Source organism: Pseudooceanicola pacificus, from assembly GCF_009789075.1.
Classification (GTDB): domain Bacteria; phylum Pseudomonadota; class Alphaproteobacteria; order Rhodobacterales; family Rhodobacteraceae; genus Pseudooceanicola; species Pseudooceanicola pacificus.
The window spans coordinates 182,174-202,411 of record NZ_WNXQ01000003.1; the positions used below are offsets into that span (position 1 = coordinate 182,174).

The following is a 20,238-nucleotide window of genomic DNA, read 5'->3' on the forward strand; positions in this document are numbered from 1 at the left end:
GAAAAATATGCAAACGAAAACTCCGCGCCGAGCCCGAAGGACCAGCCATGAGCGACCGTGCCCCCGTCACCCGTAGTCTTGCGGCCTTCATATCGGGGTTCACGCCCGCCGCGCTGCCCGACGAGGTCATGGCCTATACCCGCAAGCTGGCCAAGGACGGGATCGGGGTGCTCTGCGCCGCGACGCATCGCAGCGTGACAGCGGCCCAGGGCATCGGCGATTTCGCCGAGGAGGTCGCGGGCCAGGGCCCCTGCACGCTGATCGGACGCGGCCGCAAGGTGGACCCGGTGACCGCGGCGCTGGCCAATGGCACGCTGGGCTATGCCGCCGATTTCGAACCGCATCACCCCGAGGCGATCCTGCATCCGATCGCCGTGATGCTGCCGACCGCGATCGCGCTGTCCGAGGCGCAGAACCGCACCGGGGCCGAGGCGCTGGCCGCCATCGCCCTGGGCTGCGAGGTGACCTATCGCGTGTCGATGGCGATGAACCCGCGCGCCCTTTACGACCGGGGCTTCCACCCCTCGGCCATCGTGGGCAGCTTCGGCTCTGCCGCCGCCTCGGCCTATCTGCTGGGGCTGGACGCCGAGCAGACGGTGCGCGCCCTGGGCCTCGCCGGGTTACAGACCTCGGGCCTGCTGGCCTGGCAGGACGACCCGCGCGAGGATGCCCGCCCGTTCCAGATGGGCCTGGCCGCGCGCAACGGCGTGATGTCGGCGATGCTGGCCAAACGCGGCTTTGGCGCGCCCGACCGGATCTTCGACGGCGGCCATGTGGTGCTGGATGCCTATACCGCCGTCGCCTCGCCCGCGCCGCTGATCGCGGATCTGGGTGTGGCATGGGACGGGGTGATGGAGCTGGCGATCAAGCCCTATGCCTCGGTCTCGTTCCTGCATCCGGCGCTCGACGCGCTGGTCGCGCTGCTGGAAGAGCACGCGCTGACGCCCGGGCAGATCGCCAAAATCGGGCTGCGGTTTGCCGACTCGGGTGCGCATTGCGTCGACGACAACCCGCTCAAGGGGCATTCCGCGCAATATATCCTGCCGGTGCGGGCGGCTCTGGGGCGGCTGTCCTTCCTCGACCTCTTCGTCGACCGGCGCGAGAGCGATCCCGAGGTCGCCCGCCTGGCCGCCAGTGCCGAGGTGATCCGCGACCACGGCGCGTTCAACGACGCCTTTCCCGAGTTCTACATGGGCGAGATCATCCTGACCCTGGCCGACGGGCGCACCCTCTCGGCCACCTCGAAAGTCGCGCGGGGCTACCCGGAACAGCCGCTGAGCGAAGCGGACCTGGCCCAAAAATTCGACGATGTCACCGCCACCGTCTGCTCACCCGTGCGGCGCGCGGCCCTGGCCGAAGCGGCCGAGGGGCTGTACCACGCGCCCGATGTCTCGGCGCTTGCGGCGGTGCTGGCCCAGGCCCCGGATGCCTGAGGCAGTGTGTCCGTTGACGCTCTGCCGCATCAATGCATACAATCCGGCATACATAGTTCGATCCGAGGCTCCACTTGATGAACAAAGACAAGAAGCCCGCCGCAGCAACCCCGCATATGTCCTCGTCCCACCGGGCCCATGCGCAGCTGCGCGAACAGCTTCTGCGCTCGAAGTTCCTGCCCGGTCAGAAGATCAACGAGGTCTCGCTGGCCAACGAGCTGGAGATCAGCCGCACCCCCCTGCGCGAGGCGCTGAACCGGCTGGTGGCCGAGGGCCTGCTGCTGGATCGCGAGCGTGGATTTTCCGTGCCGGGGCTGGAACCCGAAGTGGTCTTCGACCTGTTCCAGGCGCGGGTCGAGATCGAATGCGCCACCGTCCGGATGGCCTGCGAACTGGCCGGGCCCGCGGAGCTGGACGCGCTGTCGGCCTTCCTCGACGAAAGCATGTCGGAATCCCCAGATGCCTCGGTCGACCGGCTGATCGAACTGGACATCCGGTTTCACGACACCATTGCCGAGCTGTCCGGCAACAAGGTGCTGCGGCAGATGCTGTCGAACCTCAACGACCGCATTCACCTGGTCCGCTGGGTCGCGATGGAGGGGCGGCGTGAGCGCACCCAGAGCCAGCACCGCGAGATCCTCGACCATATCCGGGCCGGCGACACCGCCGCGGCCATCGCCGGCATGCGCGGGCATATCCTGCACCGCAAGGAGGATATCCTGCAGGCGATCAAGGCGGCCTATGGCCATGTCTACACCCTGTCCTCTGCCTGATCCGGTGACGGGTCCGGCCGTGGGGACGCAACCCTGAAAGACCTGCGATGACCCGGTACATCATCATCGGCGCCGGATCCGGCATCGGCGCGGCGCTGGCCCGGCATCTGGCAGCGCCCGGCATCGAGCTGCTGCTGCACACCGGGTCGAACGAGGAACGCCTGGCCCGTGTCGCCGCGGCCTGCGAAAAGGCGGGCGCGCGCGTGTCGACCTGCCTCGGCATGACCGAGGATGCCGCCCTGCTGGACCGGGTGGCCGCCTGGCTCGACCCGCTGCCGCGCGACCCGCTGCCGCGCGACGGGCTGGCGGGCTTTGCCTTTGCCGCCGGATACGCCCGGCTGGGCACGGTCGAGTCGACGGACCCGGCCACGCTGCGCGCGGCGCTGAACGCGATGCCGGTGGCCTTCCAGTCCCTCTGCACGCTTGTCGCGCCCAAGCTGGCCGATGGCCGGGGCCGCATCCTGTGTGTCAGCGCATTCGGCGCGCACCGGGCCAAGACCCACAGCTATGCCCCCACGGCCCCGGCCAAGGCCGCGCTGGAGGCGCAGGTGCGGGTCTTTGCCGCCAATCTCGCCCCGCGCGGGATCACCGTGAACGCGGTGGTGCCCGGGTTCATCGCCAAGGAGGCGGGCACGCCATCCTCGCTGACGCCCGCGCAATGGGGCGAGGTCACGCAGACCATCCCGATGGCCCGGCTGGGCCAGGCCGCCGAGGTCGCGGCCACCGCGGCCTTTCTGCTGTCGGAACCGGCGGGCTATGTCACCGGCCAGTGCCTGCATGTGAACGGCGGCCTGACGCTCTGATCCCCGCCGGCGCTGCGGCGGTCGCCGCCGAACCGCGCCCGGGGGCATTTCGGGCATTGCGCAATGTCGACGCATCTGTATACAAATTTAAATACAAACGCGCCCGCCCGGGCGCATGATCCGCGCAGGACAGGGAGACATTGTCATGGAAAACACGCTGAACGGCGCCGAAGCCATGGTGCGGATGCTCGAAGCGCAGGGCGTGGATCATATCTTTGGCCTATGCGGCGACACCACGCTGCCCTTCTATGACGCGATGCACCTGCTGGATCACAAGATCAATCACGTGCTGACCCGCGACGAACGCAGCGCGGCCTATATGGCCGACGGCTATTCCCGGGTCACCGGCAAGCCCGGCGTCTGCGAGGGGCCTTCGGGCGGCGGGGCGACCTATATCCTGCCGGGGCTGATCGAGGCCTCGGAAAGCTCTTACGCGATCCTTGCGATCACCACCGACATTTCGGTGTCGACCTATGGCAAATATCCCCTGACCGAGGTGGATCAGGAGGCGCTGATGCGGCCCCTGACCAAATGGAACACGGTGATCCGGCAATCCGCCCATATCCCCCGCATGGTCCGCGCGGCCTTTCGCGCGATGACCACCGGGCGCTCGGGCTCGGCCCATCTGGGGCTGCCCTATGACATCCAGTACGACAGCGTGGACCCCACCGACATCTGGGCCGATCCCCGGACCGCCAGTTACCCCGCCTATCCCACCGGCCCTGACGCCGGATCGGTCGAGGCGGCGGTGGATGCGATCCTGTCGGCGAAGACGCCTCTGATCGTTTGCGGCGGCGGGGTGGTCGTCTCGGGCGCGATGGCGGAACTCGACCGGATCGCCGCGCGGCTGGACATCGCGGTCGCGACCTCGATCTCGGGGCAGGGCTCGCTGGCCGACAGCCATCCCAACGCGCTTGGCGTGGTCGGGTCGAACGGCGGCACCGACCAGACATGGGAGATGATGCAGCAGGCCGATCTGATCGTCTTCATGGGCTGCCGCGCCGGGTCCACCACCACCGCGCGGTGGGAGGCCCCCAGCGTCGGCACGCGTATCGTGCATTTCGACGTCGATCCGATGGTGATCGGCGCCAACCTGCCCACCGAGGTCGGCGTGGTGGGCGACCTGCGCATGTCGCTGGAAATGGTCAACGCCGAGCTGGACCGCCGCGGGCAGGGCCTTTCGACATTCGGGGGCGCCGCCGCCGTGGCCGACATCAAGCGCCGCAAGTTCGAGATTTTCGACCGGATCGCCGCCGGCGACGACCGCCCGATCCGGCCCGAACGGGTGATCTCGGACCTGATGAAGGTGCTGCCGCCCGACGCCACCGTGGTGTCCGACCCGGGCACCTCCTGCCCCTATTATTCGGCCTATTACCAGCAGCAGCTGGCGGGGCGGTATTTCATCACCAACCGCGCGCACGGGGCGCTTGGCTATTCGATGGCGGCCTCGCTTGGCGCATGGCACGGGCGGCCGGCGGGCAAGACGGTTGCGCTGATGGGCGACGGCTCCTTCGGGTTCACCGTGGGCGAGCTGGAAACCGTCTGCCGGGCCAAGGCGCCGATCACCTTCGTGGTGTTCTCGAATTCCAACTTCGGCTGGATCAAGGCCAGCCAGATGGCCGACAAGGGGTCGCGCTACTACAACGTCGATTTCAACCGCGTGGATCAGGCCGCCGTCGCCGCCGCCTATGGCGTGAAATCCTGGCGGGTCGAGGATCCGGCGGAACTGGAGCGCGTGCTGCGCGAGGCGGTCGCCCATGACGGCCCGACGCTGGTCGACGTGGTCACCCAGCCGCTGGAAGAGGCCAACGCCCCCGTCCGCCGCTGGATGGGCTGACGCCCCCGGTTCCACGCTGGATCGGACGATGCTCCGATCCGCCGGGGGACGGGCCGACGCCCCGGTTGAACTTTGAATGAGGTATCGCCCCGGTCCGTCGCTGGACGGGCCGATGTACCCCGCCCGCCACTGGATCAGCTGTGGCCCCGGTCCCGTGCCGGAATGGGCTGACGAGGTCCTGCCGGAACGCCTCGGGCGGGTCCGGACAGGCCGCTTCATGCCTCTGGCCGTCGTGCGACAAGACCCAGGGCCGGGGCTGGCGGCTCTGCTCAAACGCCTGGCCTGCGGCACGACGCGCGCCGCCCGCCGTCAGCCCGGGCCGTTCATTCCGGCAGGCCCTGCGCGGTGTCCCAGCCGATCAGCGCCTCCCACACCGCGCGGTTGACCACGTCCGAGGTGTTCAGCGTCTCGCCCTCGCCATCGGCCACCACGTCGCGGCGCCAGCCGGATTTCAGGTCGTTGGAGCGTTTCATGTCCTCCCACGCCTCTTCGCGCCGCTCGCCCCAGTAGAGCGAGATCGCCCGTGTCATCGCGATCTGCGCGCGATCCTGGCGCCAGTCGAAACCGTCGTCTGGCACCGCCGCCTCGGCCAGGTCCAGCTGGACCAGCACCTCCTCCAGCCCGGCGAAATTCGACAGCATGTCGGCATAGGCGGTGTGGATGCGGATCACGTCCTTCGGCTCCAGCCGGTTCATGAAGGCGGGGTCCTCGACATAGGTCTGCAGCACCGCCGCGGCGGCCCGGCTGTCTTCGTTGCGGGTGCGCAGCGCATAGGCATAGGTGGTGATCACCCCGGCGGAGAGATCGGCCCGCGCCTCCATCGGGTCGATCATGTCATAGGCCTCGCGCGCGAGGGTGGCGGCAAGGTTGGCCTGGCCCATGTTCATCAGCAGGTTCGCCTGCTGCGCCACGAGGAAGGCCAGCGTGTCCTTGCGGTGAAAGGGATGCTGGCGCCAGGTGTCGGTCGCCGCCTGCATCCAGCGCAGCGCGGTGTCCATCTGCCCGCGCACGGCAAAGGCATTGGCGGTGTTGAACTGCGTGCCCGCGACGATGGTGTGATAGGGCGGCACCAGGGTTGCGATCTCTCCGGCCAGCCCGCCGAGTTCCGAGGCCGCCTCGTCCGCGCCGTTATAGGCGGTGGAGTTGAAGATCCGGGTGAACAACAGCGTGTCGCGGATCAGACTCAGACCCCGGCTTTCGTCCACCCGCAGCAGGGCGTCGTTCAGCCAGGCGTCGCCTTCCTCGGGGCCGATGACGGTGTAGATCACCTCGGCCATGATCGCAAAGGCCCACTCCTCGTAAAGGCTCAGCGGCTTGGTGCGGTCGGCGGGCTGGAGGTCCATCCAGCGCTGCACCTCGGCCTTCAGCCCGGTCATCTGGCTGGCCTGGTAACTCGCATTGGCGGCCAGCGCGAGGTAGAGGCTCAGCAGATCCGGGGGCAGGGTGCTTTCGCGCGCCTTCAGCCGGGCGATGGCGTCGGCGGCCTTTTCGGGCGCGTGGCTCGACCCCCAGACCTTGGCGATCAGGTCGATGATGTCAAAGATCGGATCGTTGGCGGGGATCGTGCTGCCGATGGTGGTGCGGGCCTTGCGCCGCGCCGCGCTCAGCGCCTCCTGGCTTTCGTCATGGGCACCCAGCATCGCCTTGTAGATCGCGAGGTTCACCAGGAATTCGGGCGAGCTGTCCTTGCCGGCGGTGACATAGGCATCCAGCATGCGCTCCAGCCCGACGTAATCGCCCGCCAGGAACATGCGGATCGCGTCCTCTCCGCGGCCCGAGAGGGTGAAATCGCCATCCGCGATCACCCCCAGTTCGGCGGCGAGGGGGAAATCGGCCATGCCGGGGTCGTCGCGGTCGATCAGCTCGGCAATCGCGGCGACCCGGTTGTCGGTCACCCGGGCGGTGCGGCGCGCCTCGGCATAGCCCTGCCGGTAATAATCCTGCGCCAGCGCCGTGTCGTCCTGCCACTGGGCGAACAGCCCCAGCTGGGTCAGGATATCGGCGATCATGTAACCGGGCGCGCGGCCGTGGCTGCGCAGCTTTTCCGGCATCGGGGCCAGGAATTCGGCGGCGGCCTCGACCCCTTTCACCCGGGACATGGTGTTGGCCATGCGGATCGTGTTGATCGCGTAATCCAGCGCGATGTTGTCGTTGCCCTCAAGATAGGCCTGGCGTTCCTCGAAATAGGGCAGGGCTTCCTCGTACCGGCCGACGCGGTAGAGCAGGCGGGCGTGATAGGCCCGGTAGAAGGTGCGATAGCCCTCGCTCACCCCTTCGGTCACGTCGGCCAGGGCGATGATCTGGCCCGACTGGGTCAGCAGCTGGGTCGGATCCTCCATCGCCACGGCGACCTTGTCGAGCGCGACGTAGAGCAGATAGAGGAACTGCGACGGCGTGACCAGCTGCCCCTCGGTGTAGCGGTCCATGAAACTTTCGCGCAGGTCCGAGGCATCGGCGGAGTCGTTCCGGCTGGCGGCCAGGGCCAGGAAGTAATGCGCCAGCTCGTTCAGGTCGTCGATTTCGGGGGTGTCCGCGCTGTCGGCCATCGCGCCGCGCAACAGCACCTCGGCCTCGCCGGTGCGTCCGGTCTCGTAGAGCGCGACACCCTGAAGGATCGTCGCCTCGATCCGGTATGGGTGGTTCTCGGTCTCGGGCTTGTCCAGGACCGAGGCGACCGAGGCGGCAAAGCGCTGCACCTCGGACCAGTTCTCGCGGATGTAGTAGTACCGGGCAAAGGCGACGTTGGGGTAATGCGTGACCAGCGGGGGATAGTCGCCCTTGAACGTGGCCGCGTTGGCGCGCGCGATCAGCGTGTAGGCGCCGTCCAGATCGCCCGCTTCGGCCAGGTCCAGCCCCTCGTCCGACAGGTCGAGGATCTCGTCCTCCGTCAGGGGCGCGGGGTCGTCCTGCGCGCGGAGCGGACCGGGGACTATCGCCGGGCACAGGGCCAGCACAAGGGCCGCCGCGACCAGCAGGCGGTGCAGCGCCCCGGGGCAGGCGGGCCACCGGCGCGCGACGCGGCGCAGCCGGCCCGCGGAACGATCCCGCGGCCCGGCTGCTGCAACAGGGCAGGGCAGGGGCTGTCCGGCCCCCGCCCGTTGGCCCCGCTCAGTTCGCGGCGATTGTCTGTTCCATCCAGCCGACAAAGTTCGACACCTTGGTGTAAGCCGAGAAGAGGGCGGTTTCGACGCAGGTCATCTTGGGCCCCGAGGCGAGGCCCCAGCTGACCACACCGGCCTGCACGTAAGAGCCGTCGTTCATCGGCACCACCAGCGGCCCGCCGCTGTCGCCCTGGCACGAGGTCTTGCCGCCCTCGTAGGTGCCCGAACACAGCATGTTCTCAGTCATCGGCAGGGGCGCGCGTTTCACCAGTTCCGACCATGCGGCCTGGGCATCGTCGCCCTTGATGTTGAAGATTTCCAGCGCCTGCACGAAGGGCTGCACCGCGCCCTGGGCGCGTGCCTCCATCAGCGCGCCGTTGCACTGGTCACGCCCGAGGATCTGGATTTCCGCCTGATACATGTCCGAGGGATGTTCGCCCCCGTTGATCAGGCCCCAGCCGGTGACCACGGTGGGCACGCCCGACACGTCGATCTGGTTGCCGAAATCCGCATCCGGCACCTTGATCGTCCTGTAGGGCACATTGGGCGCGCGCTGCAGCTTGATCAGGGCGATGTCGCTGTCGAACCCGTCGGGATTGTAGGCGGTGTTGCGGAAGACGCCCGCCACGGGGATCACGTCGCCCATGCCGGGGGCCAGCTTGTTGGTGCCCACGACCACGTTCAGCTGGCGCGGGTCGAGCTGGAAATAGCCCTTGTCGTCCTGCATGTAGACGCAATGCGCGGCGGTCAGCACCCAGGTGTCCAGCACCAGCGAGCCGCCGCAGAAATGCGATTCGGGGCCCACGTCGCGGCCCGCGATCACCAGCCCGACCTGCCAGGGCCAGGCGCCGTTTGCGGCCACTTCGCCGCCGATCACGCGGCCCCCGGCCGAGGCGGCCGCCTCGCGCTGCTCCTTGGCCTGTTCGGCCTTTTTCGCGCTGTCGGCAAAGGCAAAGGGCGAGGCGACGGCAGGGTCGGCCATCGGCGCCTCGAACGACTGCGCCGCCAGGGGTCCGCTCAGGGCCAGCGCCGCAATCGCGGGAAGGGTCAGTTGTTTCAGAAAGGTCATCGTTGGATCGTCCTTTGTTGCAATGACATGGTGAAGTCAGCGGATGCCGGCAGGGGCCAGCGAAATACGGAAACGGGTGACCTCCAGCCGGGGCACGGCACCCGGCATCGGCAGGTTGCGCTGTTGCGCCGACGGGTCGGCGGCGGCCATCAGGTACTGCGCCAACGGCCCGGATTCGGGTGCGGCGGCGCGCATCTGCACCGGATCGGCCAGCGCGGTCAGCACGGTGCGGGGGGCGCCCTGGACGGCGGGGGCCGACAGGACGATCAACTCTTCGCTGCCGGGCAGGTCCGAAGGGTTGGTGATCTGCAGCCCGATCTCCTGCGTCTCGCCAAAGCCGAGCCGGTTGGACAGCCCGCCCTCGGGCCAGAGCGCGGTGACCGCCAGGTCGCGGTCGAGGTAGAGCACGGTGATGTCGCGCGCGGTGCGCGAGCCGTTGGTGACGCTCAGCCACAGCTGATCGCAATCCTGGACCGTGGCGGCGCCGGTGACCGGGGTTTCCGCGCCCGAGCCGTCGCACTCTGCGCCGCCGCCGACCTGCGTCAGCGCCACCTGCAATCCCACGCCCGGCAGGGCAAAGGCCGACAGGCCGCCGCCCTCGGCCATGCCGAGCGCGGTGCGCAGGGCATGGGCCCGCGCCGCCCGGTCGAGGAAGGCCGCCACGGCCTGCGGCCCGGTCTCGCCGCCGGACAGGCGCGGGCTCGATCCCGGGCCGGCCCCGTCCAGCACGCCGTCGCGCCCGGCCAGCGCCAGGGTGCCGCCGGTGAAATAGGGGGTCATAGCGGCCCGGCCCGCGTCCGCCGGGGCGATCCCGTCGAGATTGGCCGTGACCTCGGCCAGCGTCGCGGCCAGCGCGGCGTAATCCCCGCCATCCGCCGCCACCGGGGCGGCCAGCGCCAGCGGCGCGGGCGGTGCGGGGCGGTTCAGGCGCGCATAGCCCTGCGCGGGCAGCCCCTCGCCCCCGGCCAGCATGGCGCTGTCGGCCCGCAGTTCGGCCACCTCGGCCAGCACGGGGGTCCCGCTTGCGGCGGCATCCGCGTAGACTGCCAGTTGCGCCCCTGCGCCCAGCCCGGCGAGCAGCCCGGCGGCGACCCTGCGCCCCTCCGTCCGCCACAGCGCCTGCCCGGTGCCGGTGCCGAAAACGGGGGCCTCCAGCAGCGTGCCCTCGGCATCGGGCGTCTGCGCGGCAGGCCCGCTGCGCGACATGCCATCCGTCGCCGCCATCAGCGCCTGCGCCCAGCTCAGCCCCTGTCCGGCGGTCAGCACCGGCATCAGCGCGCCGGTGAAATCGCCGTACCAGCTGGCCGGATCCCCGGCATCGCCCAGGGGATATTCGAAACTCCGCTGGTCGGATTGCGAGGAATAGAGGAAGACGAACCGCCCGTTCAGCGGTGGCGCGACCTGTCCGGCCTCGGCATCGCCGGCCTGCGCATCGGGCACGCCCAGCAGGGCCGGGTCGACATAGCGCGCGGCGCCATTGCCCGCGATATCGCGGAACCCGGTGGCGGAATGGCAGGCGTCGAGGATGGCGACAAGCTCGGCCCCGGTGTCGAGGATCGCCTGCATCATCACGCCCAGCTCGTCGTCGACCAGGGCATTTTCCACCGCGCCGATCGCGCCTTTCCAGTCGCGCGCGTCCGAGGGCAGCAGGATCTCGTCATACCCGCCCGCCTCGTCCCCCGAGGCATCGGGCATCTGCGAACCGTGGCCCGAGAAGTAGAACACCACCGTATCCCCCGGCCGGGCGGTCGCCGCCAGCCCTTCCAGCGCCGCGACAATGGCCGCGCGCCGGGGCTGGGCGGCAGGGGCCAGGCCCCCGGGCAGCGGCGCGTCGGGGGCGGCCAGCACGGTGACGTCCGCCGGGGCGGCGCCGCGCGCCAGCAGCATCCGCGCGACCAGTCCGACATCGTTGGCGGGGCCGCGCAGATCGGCGTCCAGATATTCGTAATCCGACACGCCGACCACCAGGCCCAGCACCTTCGCCAGCCCCGGCTGGGGGGCGAAAGTCAGGGTCAGCGCGACGGCGACAAGCCGCGCAATGCGTGGGTCTAAACGGGTCATCTGGCCTCTCCGGCTCCTCCAGGTTTCAATGATTGCAGGGGGTTGGCCCCCGATCAAGTGAAACGGCCAGATGACCGGATTTGTCATCAGTTCTTGACGGGCGTGATCCGTCTGGCCCCCGAAATACCGCCCCGCGCCCCCGCGATCAGGGGGTTGCCCCCATAGCGATTGGTTGCCCGGAGGAAGCCGTTCAACTCGGCGTTGTCCAGCGTCGCGCGGCGTCCGGCCTCGATGGCCAGGTCGACCTGCGACTCGTCCAGCCTGAGTCGGGTGGGGATTCGGTCCAGCCGGTCCTGCATCGGGCCGGGCAGGGCGCGGAACGAGACCTCGCCGACAAAGAACTTCAGATCGCGGCACTCCCAGCCCGCCAGCGTTCCGCGCAGGCGGCGCACCGTGGCGGCGGGCAGGGCGCAGCGGTATTCCACCAGATCGGCCTGCCACTTGTCGAGTTGCAGGCGCATCGCGTCATATCCGGTGCGCGAGGCGGCGGCCATCGCCGAACTGGCGATCGAGGTCGCCAACTGCACCCCGCCGGGGCCGCGCAGCTTCTGCGTCCAGGAATAATCCTTCTGCACCCCGGCATTGGCGACCAGGAACAGCAGGCGGCGCAGGCGCACGGCCTCGACCTCGGTCAGGGGGGCATAGGGCACCTGGGCGCGGGCGCGTTCCACGGCCAGCCCGGTGGTGCCGAAATTGTCGGTGATCCCGCCGTCCAGCAGCTTGACGTAACGCACGTCGGGCGCGCCGGCATAGCTTTCCAGCGCGGCGGCATGGGCCTTCATCGCGCCCGAGGCCTCGGGGTTGTAGCGCGCGGCGGTCAGCCAGTCGGGTTCGCGATAGGTGCATTTGCCGCGATGGGTCTCAAGCGTGATCGGGGCAAAGACCAGCGGATAGGCCGCCGAGGCCGCCACCGCATCCGATATCGGATAGGAGGCAAGGTCGGAGCACAGCGCATCGAAGGTTTCGGGCGAGAACAGGAACGTCGTCTGGTTCGCCACGTCGCTGGCATTGATCCAGGTGCGGACACGCGAGCGTTTGCGCAGATCGCCGAAGGTGGCGCCGTGAAACAGCGTTTCGTCAAGGAACCGGCCGAATGTGGCGCGCCCGTTGGCGCCGCCCGACAGCCCGTTGATCAGCGTCAGTGGGTTGAAGACCGAGGTCGCCATGTAGCGCTCGGCATCCCTGATCAGGTATCTGTCGCGATAGCCGATGACGCCCGCGGGCCCGGTCAGCCCGAAATAGGCGGCGGTGACCGACCCGCCCGAAACCCCGGTGACCAGCCGCACATCCGAAAGCATTCCGTCGGGATCGCCCGCGCTGGCCGTGGCCTCGCGCATCGCCAGCAGCATCCCGTGGGCAAAGGCCGAGGCGCGCATGCCGCCGCCGGAAAACGCCAGGCCGACGTAGATTTCGCCATCCTCGTCGCCGGCGAGCGGCGTGACCAGCGGCGCGTTGGCCCCGGCCGTAAGCGGCGCATTGCGCGGCGTGTTCAGCACACCGCACCCGGCAAGACCGGCGGCAATCGCCAGCGACATCAGCAGCTTCATCTCGTCCCCGTCCCCCCTCAGGGTCGGGAGAGCTTAGGCCATGCGATCTCGATTCTGAAACCCCTTCGAACCGGGGGCAGGGTGGGACGTGCGCCGTGGCGGGCGGCGATCGCCTGCACCAGCGCCAGCCCCAGCCCGTGGCCCTGCCGGTCGCGATCTCGGTCCGCCCGGGTGAAACGGTCGAAGGCCTCGCCGCGCAGCTCCTCCGGCAGGCCGGGGCCGGTGTCGCTGACCACCAGCAGGTGCCGGTCGGCCTCGGGCGCCAGCGTCAGTTCGACCCGGTCGCCGGGCGCGGTGAACTTGATCGCATTGTCCAGCAGGTTCGACACCAACTGCGCCAGCAGGTTGCGCTCTCCCAGCACCCAGCAGTCGGGCGCGATGCGGGCGGCGGCCTGCAGGCCCCGGTCCTCGGCCAGCGGGGCGTACAGGTCGAAGACCTCGGCCGCGAGGGTCGAGAAATCCACCGGCACCAGGCCGGGTCGCTGGCCCGAGGCCGCCTCGGCGCTGGAAATGTCGAGCAGGCTGTCGAAGATGCGCACCGTGCCCGCGATCTCGGCCTGCAGCGCCGCGATCTCGTCGGCCTGCCCCTCGATCCGCCCCAGGCGCTGGCGGATGCGGTTCAGGGGGGTGCGCAGCTCGTGCGCGATGGTGTCCGACAGGCGGTGCGTGGCCCGGTTCAGCGCCTCGATCCGGTCGAGCATGGCGTGGAAATGGGTCTCCAGCGCGCCGAATTCATCGCGCGTGCGGGGGCCGGGCAGGCGGGCGGACAGCTCGCCCCCGGCCACGCGGTCGGCCAGGGCGTTCAGCCGCCCGATCCGGCCCACCACGGCACGCGCCACCAGCCAGCCCGCCAGCAGCGCCAGCGCCGACAGCCCCGCCGCGACGCGCAGGATGGTGCCGCGCAGCTCGCGCAGCGTCTCGGTCACCGGGGTCATCGCGCGGGCGGCCAGCAGGGGGAAGCCGCCCGGCAGCTCGCGCGCGACGCCACGATAGGCGCCGGCGGGGCCCGGAACCTCGACCATCGGCGCGGCGGCGAACAGGCTGCCCGAGGGCACCACCCCCTCGGGCCAGCTGGCGATATTGCCCGCGAGCCGCTGCCCGTTGCGATCCTGCAGGAGGTAAAGCGCCTCGTCCGGCCCGGTGACCGTGGCGCGGGCCTCGATCGCCTCGCGCAGGCCGGGGATGCGGCGCTGTTCGTAGAACTGGGCAAAGCCGGCCAGTTCGGCGGCCATCAGCTCGCCCTGGCGGTCCTCCAGCGCGCTGGCGGTGATGCGGTATTGCACCGCCATCGCCCCGACCGACAGCAGGATGATGCCCGCCGCCACGCCCAGCGTGACCCTGAGCGCCGCCGACCCGAGAAGGGGGAGGCGTGGCCTCACCCCGCGTCCCCGTCATCGGCGGGCTGCGGGGCGCGCTGCGGGTCGAAGACATAGCCCGCGCCCCGGTCGGTGTGAATCACCCCGCGCCCCGCCGCCTGTTCCAGCTTGCGCCGCAGCCGCCCGACATGCACATCCACCACATTGGTCTGGGGGTCGAAATGCAGGTTCCAGACGTTTTCCAGCAGCTGCGTGCGGGTCACCGTCTCGCCTGCGTTGCGGGCGAAATAGGCGATCAGTTCGAACTCCTTGGGGCTGACGGGCACGTGCTGGTTGCCGACATGCACGGTGCGCGCCTTCATCCGGATCTGCACCGGGCCCAGCACCACCATGTCGTTGTCGAGCACCTGCATCGCCTGCCGCCTGAGCAGCGCGCGCAGCCGGGCGCGCAGCTCGTCGGGGTCGAAGGGTTTGGCGAGGTAGTCGTCGGCGCCCTTTTCCAGCCCCTCGATCTTGTTCGCGGCCCGGCCCAGGGCCGAGACGACCAGCACCAGCGCGGTCGACCCGGCGGCCCGGATCCGGGCGATGGCGTCGATCCCGTCGCCCCCCGGCAGCATCCGGTCAAAGACGACCACCGCGTAATCGGTCCCCGCCGCCGCGATCAGCCCGGCGTCATAGGTGGTGACGACCTCGGGCTGCGCGCCCAGCTCGCGCGCCGCGGCGGCAAGCGCCTCGGCGGCCTCGGCATCGTCCTCGACAATCAGGATGCGGGGGGGCTGGTCGGTCATGGGGGTCTCCTCGGGTCCGAGATCAGAACACCGACACCGCCGGGTCAAGCGCATTCGCGCCCCCGAGCGGCACATCGGGCAACACGTTGGTCCAGGGGTCGACCATCACATGCATCGTGCGCCCGCCGTTGCGACGCACCAGCAGCAGCACCGGGCCGTCGATGCGGGTGTCGGGCATCACGCCCTCGCGCACCGGCTCGCCGTTGACTGCCACGATCTCGTCCCCGTCGGCCAGCCCGGCGCGATAGGCGGGGCTGGAGCGGCTGACGCGCACCACGCGGCGCCCGGCGTCGTCAAGGAAGATGCCCAGCTTTTCCCATGTGTAATGATCGACCTTGGCGGCCATGCGCGCCCCGTCCGAGAGCGACAGGCGCGGCGTGGTGTCGGTCAGGTCGAGCAGGAGCGAGACCTCGACACCGTCGCGGCGGATCACCAGCTGCGCCTTGTCGCCCGAAACCCCGGCCAGCAGCAGCGACAGGTCGCCCGGCCGGCGGATCGGCTGCCCGTCGAGCGAGATCAGCACATCCCCCGCCTCGACCCCCGAGCGCCAGCCGCGCCCGCCCTGGGCCACGTCGTCGACCAGCACGCCGGCGGCGGTGTCCAGGCCAAGCGCCCGGGCGATCCGCGCCGTCACCGGGCGCACCGTCAGGCCCAGGTCGCGCACCGGAGCCAGCTCGCCCGCGATGAAACGGGCGATGACCTGCGCGGGGATGGCGTAGGAGATCCCGGCGAACAGGCGCGATCCGTCGGCGATCCGCGTGTTGATCCCGTAAAGCCGCCCGTCGGACCCGATCAGCGCCCCGCCCGAAGAACCGGGGTTCATCGCCGCGTCGTGCTGGATCAGCAGCACGGGCACATGCGCCTCGACCTGGCGGGCGGTGGCCGAGACGATGCCGCGCGTGACGGTGTATTCGATCTCCAGCGGCGCGCCGATGGCATAGACCTCGTCCCCCAGCCCGGGCAGCACGTCGGCGGGCGTCAGGCCCTTGCCAAAGACCGGCTCGTCGATCCGCAGGATGGCGATGTCGCGCACCGGGTCGCGGGCGGTGACCTCGGCGCTGACAAAGCGCCCGTGCCGGTCCTGCACCAGCACCCGGCGGCGGCCCTTGAGCACATGGTCGGCGGTCACGATCACCGTCCCGTCGCCCCACAGCACGGCCGAGCCCAGGAAGGCCGCGTCGTCATCGTCGCTCAGCACCACCAGCGTGGCGTCCAGCCCGCGGTTCAGCACCGTTTCAGGCGCGGCGGCGGCGCGCAGGGGGCCGGGGCCGGTGGCCAGCAGCAGCATCAGCGCGGCCAGCGGGATCAGCGCCACCAGCGGCGCGCGGCGCAGGGTTCTGCGCAGTCCGGTCAGGGTCGGTGTCATGGCGTATCCTTTCGCAAGAGCCGTTCCCGGTGATAGCGGCGGGCGCGGCGCGGATCACATGACAAGTCCGTTCATCTTTGAATTCGGGGCGAAAAACGCTTTGATGATGGCCGCCGCGCCCCGCATTATCGGGGTGGAGTTCCGAGGAGAGACCCGCATGACCCGCATCCTGATCGCCTGTCTGGCGCTGGCCATCCTTCCGCTGCCCGCCGCCGCGCAGGACAGCGCCGCCCGCCGCGCCGAACTGTCCGCCCGCCTCTACGAGCTGGCGCTGGAGGACCGCGACCCGCTGCTGGCCATCGCCGCCGCCCGCATCCGCGGAGAGCTGTTCGGCCAGCGGATCGCGCGCGAGCCCGAGCGTGACGCCCCCCCGATGGCCGCGCTTGCGCCCGGGGCGGGTGCGGCGTCACGCATGGCGGACCCGATGGCCGAGGCGGCACCGGGGGAGGGCACCGCGCCCGCCCCGCAGGCCGGGCAGGGCGACGCCCCTTCGGCCAAGGCCGGTGAGGGAGCGATGACCGGCGCGTCCCCCGCCCCGGCGGACGAGGCGGCGACCCAGGACGCCGCCCCCGCCGGCCCGGTCAGCGCCGAGGACATGCTCGACACCGCCCTGGCGCTTGCCCCCGGCGATCCGCTGATCGCGGGGCTGGTCGAGGATCAGCGCGCCATGCGCACCAAGGGCGTCGTCTCGGGGCAGGTCTATTCCATCAGCCGCATCCGCGCGGGCGGGCGCGACACCTATCGCCCGCTGGAATACGAAGGCAACAGCTATGCCGAGGTCTATGTCGAGGGGCAGTCCGGCGTGGACCTCAACCTGATGGTCTATGACAGTGCCGGGCGGGTGGTCTGCACCGACACGGATATCAGCGCCATCGCCTATTGCGGCTGGCGTCCGGCGACCCAAGAGGTGTTCTCGGTCGTGATCCTGAACAGGGGGGCGACCGTCACGTCCTACACTCTTATCACCAACTGAACCGGGCGAGGGGGGAGAGATGATGACATTCGCGATGACCGGGCCGCGCCGGGGCGTGGCGGCCCTGCTGCTGGCCGGGGTTGCCCTGCTGCCGGGCCTGCCCGGACGGGCGGGCGAGGCGCGGGCGCTGCTGATCGGCGCGTCGGAGTACGTGAACCTGGACAAGGGCGCCTGGCTGAACGGCCCGCGCAACGATGTCGACCTGGTGCGAAGCTATCTGACCGCCAATCCGGTGCTGAGCTTTGCCCCCGCCAATATCCATGTCCTGGCCGACGGGCTGGAGGGCGCAGAGCCCGCGACCCTCAAGGCGATCCGCGACCGGATGGCCGCGCTGGCCGCGGTGTCGGGCCCCGGGGATTTTGTCTATCTGCATTTCTCGGGCCACGGCACCCAGGCCCCGGCGCTGGATCCGGCGAGCGAGCTGGACGGCCTGGACGAGCTGTTTCTGCCGGTCGATATCGGGCCCTGGAACGACACCGTGGGCACGGTGGAAAACGGGCTGGTGGATGACGAGATCGGGCGCATGATCGACGCCATCCGCGCCACCGGGGCCGATGTCTGGGTGGTCTTCGACAGCTGCCATTCCGGCACCGCCACCCGCGCCGCACCCACGGGCGGGGACGATGTGCGCGAGCGCAAGCTGCTGCCCGCCGCCCTGGGCATCCCCGAGGCGGCGATGGCCCGGGCCGAGGTCACCGTTCCCGCCGATCCGCGCGACCGCCCCGCCGCCCCGGTCGAGGCGCAGGCCCCCGCCGGGGGCGAACCCGGGCGGCTGGTTGCCTTTTTCGCCGCGCAGACCAACGAGACGACGCCCGAAAAGAACATGCCGCGCGGCCAGCCCGGGCGGCGCCCGCAGGGGGTGTTCACCTATACGCTGTTCGAAACGATGGCCGAACGCCCCGGCATCACCTACCGCCAGCTGGCGCAGGAGGTGCTGCGCAAATATGCCGTGCTGAACCTCGCCCGTTCGACCCCGCTGTTCGAGGGGGACCTGGACCAGCCGGTTTTTGGCGCCGGCGGGGCGGGGCGCGTGCTGCAATGGGTGGCCGAGCGGCGCAATGCCGGCCTGTCGGTTCCGGCGGGCACGCTGCACGGGCTGACCCCGGGAACCGAGCTGGCGCTGCTTGCCTCGCCGGCCGATCCGGACGAGGCGGCGCTGGCCACCTACAGGGTCGAGAGCGCGACAACCTTCCGCGCCGAAGCGCTGCCCGAAGGCACGGCGCCCGAGGTGCCGCCGGGCGCGGTGCTGCGCAAGATCTCGGCAGGCATCGACTTTTCCCTGACCGTCGCCCTGCCGCCCGAAGGCAGCGCCCCGGCACAGGCCCTGCAGGCGGCGATGGCCGAGATGATGCGCGAACCGGCGGTGGCCGCGCGCATCTCCTTCGTTCCGGCGGGGGCCGAGGAGGCCGACCTGCGCCTCGCCGTGATCCCCGACAGCCCGCGCCCCGATGCGATCTGGATCCTGCCCGCAACCGGGCTGGTCGACCCGGCGCATTACGCTGACACGCCCTCGATCGGAACCGGGGGACGCTCGGCAGAGGAGCTTTCGGCGCTGATGGCCGACAGTTTCGCCACCATCGCCAAGGCGCTGAACCTGCTGAAGGTCGGCGCCGCCACCGCATCCGCCAGCCTGCCGGTCGAGGCCGCGTTGGTCACCGGCCGTTTCGACCCGCAGGCCGAGGAGGTCGTCGCCGACAGCCGGATCCCGGTGGCGGGGGCCGAGGTCCCGCGCATGGTGCCCGACGACGTGATCGGAGTGCGGCTGACCAATTCGGGCACCGATCCGGTGGATTTCAACCTGCTCTACGTCGGCTCCGACTACGCGATCACCTTCATGGGCAATGGCCGGCTGCAGCCGGGCTCGACGCTGGATGACGACTACGTGCTGGTGACCGACGACAGTTTCGGCCGCGACCGGCTGATTGTCATCCTGTCCCCCGCCGCGCCCCAGTCCGACGTCGAGGACCTGTCGTTCCTGGAGCAGAACCCGCTGGAGATATCCCGCGACGCCGGGGCGCAGGAGGGCATCCGCGGTCTGCTGGACGAGGCCGGGTTCGGCCAGACCACGCGCGGCGCGGTCAGCCTGTCGAGCCGAAAGAAGAAGGCGGACCCGGTGCCCGTCTTCCTGCAGTTCGAGATCGACACCATCCCGTCGGGGGGCTGAGCCTCAGCCCTTTTCGGCGATGCCGTTCATGAAGAGGTCGAGGAAGTGGTTCGCCACATCCGAGGGCTTCATCGCGTCATCCTCGGTATGCCAGCGCAGGATCCAGTTCACCGCGCCCAGGAAGAAGTTCGAGGTCAGCCGCACATCGACGGAGCGCACCGACCCTTCCTCGATCGCCTTTTCCAGCAGCATGCGGGAATAGCGGTCCAGGTGGCGGCGGCGTTCCAGCAGCTCGGCCTGATGCTCGGGCGGGAGGGCGCGGATATTGGCCATCGTGGTATAGGCGCCGCGTTCCTCCATCAGGTTCTCCATGAACCGGCGGTAGAGCGCGCGCAGCTTGTCGAAGGAGGAACCGTCCAGCTTTTCGGCCTCTAGCCGGGCGTTCTGGCCGCAGTCATAGGTCAGCTTGAGGCACTCGTAGAGCAGCTGTTCCTTGTTCTTGAAATAGTAATAGAGCGCGGTCTTGGTGACCCCGATCTCATCCGCGATCTCGTCCAGCGAGGTGGCGTGATAGCCCTTCTCGTTGAAGATACGCGCGGCGACCCGCAGCGCGGCCCGCCGTTTCAGTTCCCGAATTTCCTCGCGCGAGGCGACAGCGCCGTTCCAGCTAGCCATGAAGCGTCCATTTTCCACTGTGCGGAATGTATGCGACTGCAGCACCAATATGCAACCACTCCGCCATCTCCGGCCCAAAGCAATTTTCCGGGCCGTTGGTTACGGCCCAGTAAAAGGATGTGCTGACGGGACGGCAAAGGGAAATCGCTCCGGCGGGCGAATAGCGGGCCTGACCTTGCGTCACATGCCACCGCGATCGGCTTGCCGCAGGTCCGCCGGGCGCCACAACCTGAGCCAGGCATCCACGGCGGCGGCGCGAATCGGAAAGCTATTTCCGAGAAGCGGCAGATGATTTTGCCAGTCAGAAATACCCGTATCCCGAAAGCCGCGCCGCGGCATCCGGGTTCTGGCGTCCGATCACGACGGGGTGATCGTTTTTCACCAGGGGCAAG

The 20,238-nt window shown here is 69.8% G+C and carries 14 protein-coding genes; 6 read left to right on the forward strand and 8 right to left on the reverse strand.

Translation table 11 applies throughout. The features are described from left to right. The first annotated feature begins 47 nt into the window (after positions 1-47). The 4 genes from GLS40_RS06575 (at position 48) to GLS40_RS06590 (ending at position 4,846) form a co-directional block, all read left to right on the forward strand. Positions 48-1,433 carry an MmgE/PrpD family protein gene (locus tag GLS40_RS06575; protein ID WP_160381953.1) on the forward strand — a complete coding sequence of 462 codons (1,386 nt, stop codon included), beginning with the start codon at positions 48-50 and terminating at the stop codon, positions 1,431-1,433. A gap of 77 nt (positions 1,434-1,510) precedes the next feature. Next, positions 1,511-2,206 carry a GntR family transcriptional regulator gene (locus tag GLS40_RS06580; RefSeq protein WP_160381954.1) on the forward strand — a complete coding sequence of 232 codons (696 nt, stop codon included), beginning with the start codon at positions 1,511-1,513 and terminating at the stop codon, positions 2,204-2,206. A gap of 47 nt (positions 2,207-2,253) precedes the next feature. Further along, the gene (locus tag GLS40_RS06585; RefSeq protein WP_160381955.1) at positions 2,254-3,009 is read left to right on the forward strand and encodes an SDR family NAD(P)-dependent oxidoreductase; all 756 of its coding nucleotides are present in this window, start codon (positions 2,254-2,256) and stop codon (positions 3,007-3,009) included. Positions 3,010-3,154: 145 nt separating this feature from the next. Next, positions 3,155-4,846 carry a thiamine pyrophosphate-binding protein gene (locus GLS40_RS06590; protein WP_160381956.1) on the forward strand — a complete coding sequence of 564 codons (1,692 nt, stop codon included), beginning with the start codon at positions 3,155-3,157 and terminating at the stop codon, positions 4,844-4,846. A 323-nt stretch (positions 4,847-5,169) separates the two neighbouring features. Here GLS40_RS06590 and GLS40_RS06595 read toward each other — a convergent pair whose 3' ends face one another. The 7 genes from GLS40_RS06595 to GLS40_RS06625 form a co-directional block, all read right to left on the reverse strand. Further along, on the reverse strand, positions 5,170-7,800 hold the full coding sequence (locus GLS40_RS06595; protein WP_160381957.1) for a hypothetical protein: 2,631 nt from the start codon (positions 7,798-7,800) through the stop codon (positions 5,170-5,172). A 154-nt stretch (positions 7,801-7,954) separates the two neighbouring features. Continuing rightward, on the reverse strand, positions 7,955-9,016 hold the full coding sequence (locus GLS40_RS06600; RefSeq protein WP_160381958.1) for a S1 family serine peptidase: 1,062 nt from the start codon (positions 9,014-9,016) through the stop codon (positions 7,955-7,957). A gap of 36 nt (positions 9,017-9,052) precedes the next feature. Next, positions 9,053-11,077 (reverse strand): caspase family protein, encoded by a 2,025-nt coding sequence (locus GLS40_RS06605; RefSeq protein ID WP_160381959.1) that lies wholly within the window; start codon positions 11,075-11,077, stop codon positions 9,053-9,055. Between the two features lie 86 nt (positions 11,078-11,163). After that, on the reverse strand, positions 11,164-12,624 hold the full coding sequence (locus tag GLS40_RS06610) for a patatin-like phospholipase family protein (RefSeq protein ID WP_160381960.1): 1,461 nt from the start codon (positions 12,622-12,624) through the stop codon (positions 11,164-11,166). 17 nt (positions 12,625-12,641) lie between these two features. Continuing rightward, complete coding sequence (locus GLS40_RS06615; protein WP_160381961.1) at positions 12,642-14,003, reverse strand: sensor histidine kinase; 1,362 nt, start codon at positions 14,001-14,003, stop codon at positions 12,642-12,644. Beyond that, entirely contained in the window at positions 14,000-14,728 is a 729-nt protein-coding gene (locus tag GLS40_RS06620; RefSeq protein WP_160381962.1) for a response regulator transcription factor, read from the reverse strand. The genes GLS40_RS06615 and GLS40_RS06620 overlap by 4 nt, the downstream gene beginning before the upstream one ends. A gap of 22 nt (positions 14,729-14,750) precedes the next feature. Beyond that, positions 14,751-16,094 carry a S1C family serine protease gene (locus GLS40_RS06625; protein WP_160381963.1) on the reverse strand — a complete coding sequence of 448 codons (1,344 nt, stop codon included), beginning with the start codon at positions 16,092-16,094 and terminating at the stop codon, positions 14,751-14,753. Positions 16,095-16,251: 157 nt separating this feature from the next. Here GLS40_RS06625 and GLS40_RS06630 point away from each other — a divergent pair, with 157 nt between their 5' ends. After that, positions 16,252-17,067: a hypothetical protein gene (locus tag GLS40_RS06630; protein WP_160381964.1), complete on the forward strand. Its 816-nt coding sequence runs from the start codon at positions 16,252-16,254 to the stop codon at positions 17,065-17,067. 19 nt (positions 17,068-17,086) lie between these two features. Continuing rightward, the gene (locus tag GLS40_RS06635) at positions 17,087-19,231 is read left to right on the forward strand and encodes a caspase family protein (protein WP_160381965.1); all 2,145 of its coding nucleotides are present in this window, start codon (positions 17,087-17,089) and stop codon (positions 19,229-19,231) included. A 3-nt stretch (positions 19,232-19,234) separates the two neighbouring features. Here the strand turns inward: GLS40_RS06635 and GLS40_RS06640 are convergent, their stop codons facing one another. Further along, positions 19,235-19,846 carry a TetR/AcrR family transcriptional regulator gene (locus GLS40_RS06640; protein ID WP_160381966.1) on the reverse strand — a complete coding sequence of 204 codons (612 nt, stop codon included), beginning with the start codon at positions 19,844-19,846 and terminating at the stop codon, positions 19,235-19,237. Positions 19,847-20,238 lie beyond the last annotated feature (392 nt).

Bases quoted from the DNA above. Each gene is read 5' to 3' on its own strand.
- GLS40_RS06590 (WP_160381956.1), top strand. From the start codon at position 3,155: ATGGAAAACACGCTGAACGGCGCCGAAGCCATGGTGCGGATGCTCGAA.
- GLS40_RS06600 (WP_160381958.1), bottom strand. From the start codon at position 9,016: ATGACCTTTCTGAAACAACTGACCCTTCCCGCGATTGCGGCGCTGGCC.
- GLS40_RS06640 (WP_160381966.1), bottom strand. From the start codon at position 19,846: ATGGCTAGCTGGAACGGCGCTGTCGCCTCGCGCGAGGAAATTCGGGAA.
- GLS40_RS06625 (WP_160381963.1), bottom strand. From the start codon at position 16,094: ATGACACCGACCCTGACCGGACTGCGCAGAACCCTGCGCCGCGCGCCG.
- GLS40_RS06635 (WP_160381965.1), top strand. From the start codon at position 17,087: ATGATGACATTCGCGATGACCGGGCCGCGCCGGGGCGTGGCGGCCCTG.
- GLS40_RS06620 (WP_160381962.1), bottom strand. From the start codon at position 14,728: ATGACCGACCAGCCCCCCCGCATCCTGATTGTCGAGGACGATGCCGAG.
- GLS40_RS06610 (WP_160381960.1), bottom strand. From the start codon at position 12,624: ATGAAGCTGCTGATGTCGCTGGCGATTGCCGCCGGTCTTGCCGGGTGC.
- GLS40_RS06580 (WP_160381954.1), top strand. From the start codon at position 1,511: ATGAACAAAGACAAGAAGCCCGCCGCAGCAACCCCGCATATGTCCTCG.
- GLS40_RS06575 (WP_160381953.1), top strand. From the start codon at position 48: ATGAGCGACCGTGCCCCCGTCACCCGTAGTCTTGCGGCCTTCATATCG.
- GLS40_RS06585 (WP_160381955.1), top strand. From the start codon at position 2,254: ATGACCCGGTACATCATCATCGGCGCCGGATCCGGCATCGGCGCGGCG.
- GLS40_RS06605 (WP_160381959.1), bottom strand. From the start codon at position 11,077: ATGACCCGTTTAGACCCACGCATTGCGCGGCTTGTCGCCGTCGCGCTG.
- GLS40_RS06630 (WP_160381964.1), top strand. From the start codon at position 16,252: ATGACCCGCATCCTGATCGCCTGTCTGGCGCTGGCCATCCTTCCGCTG.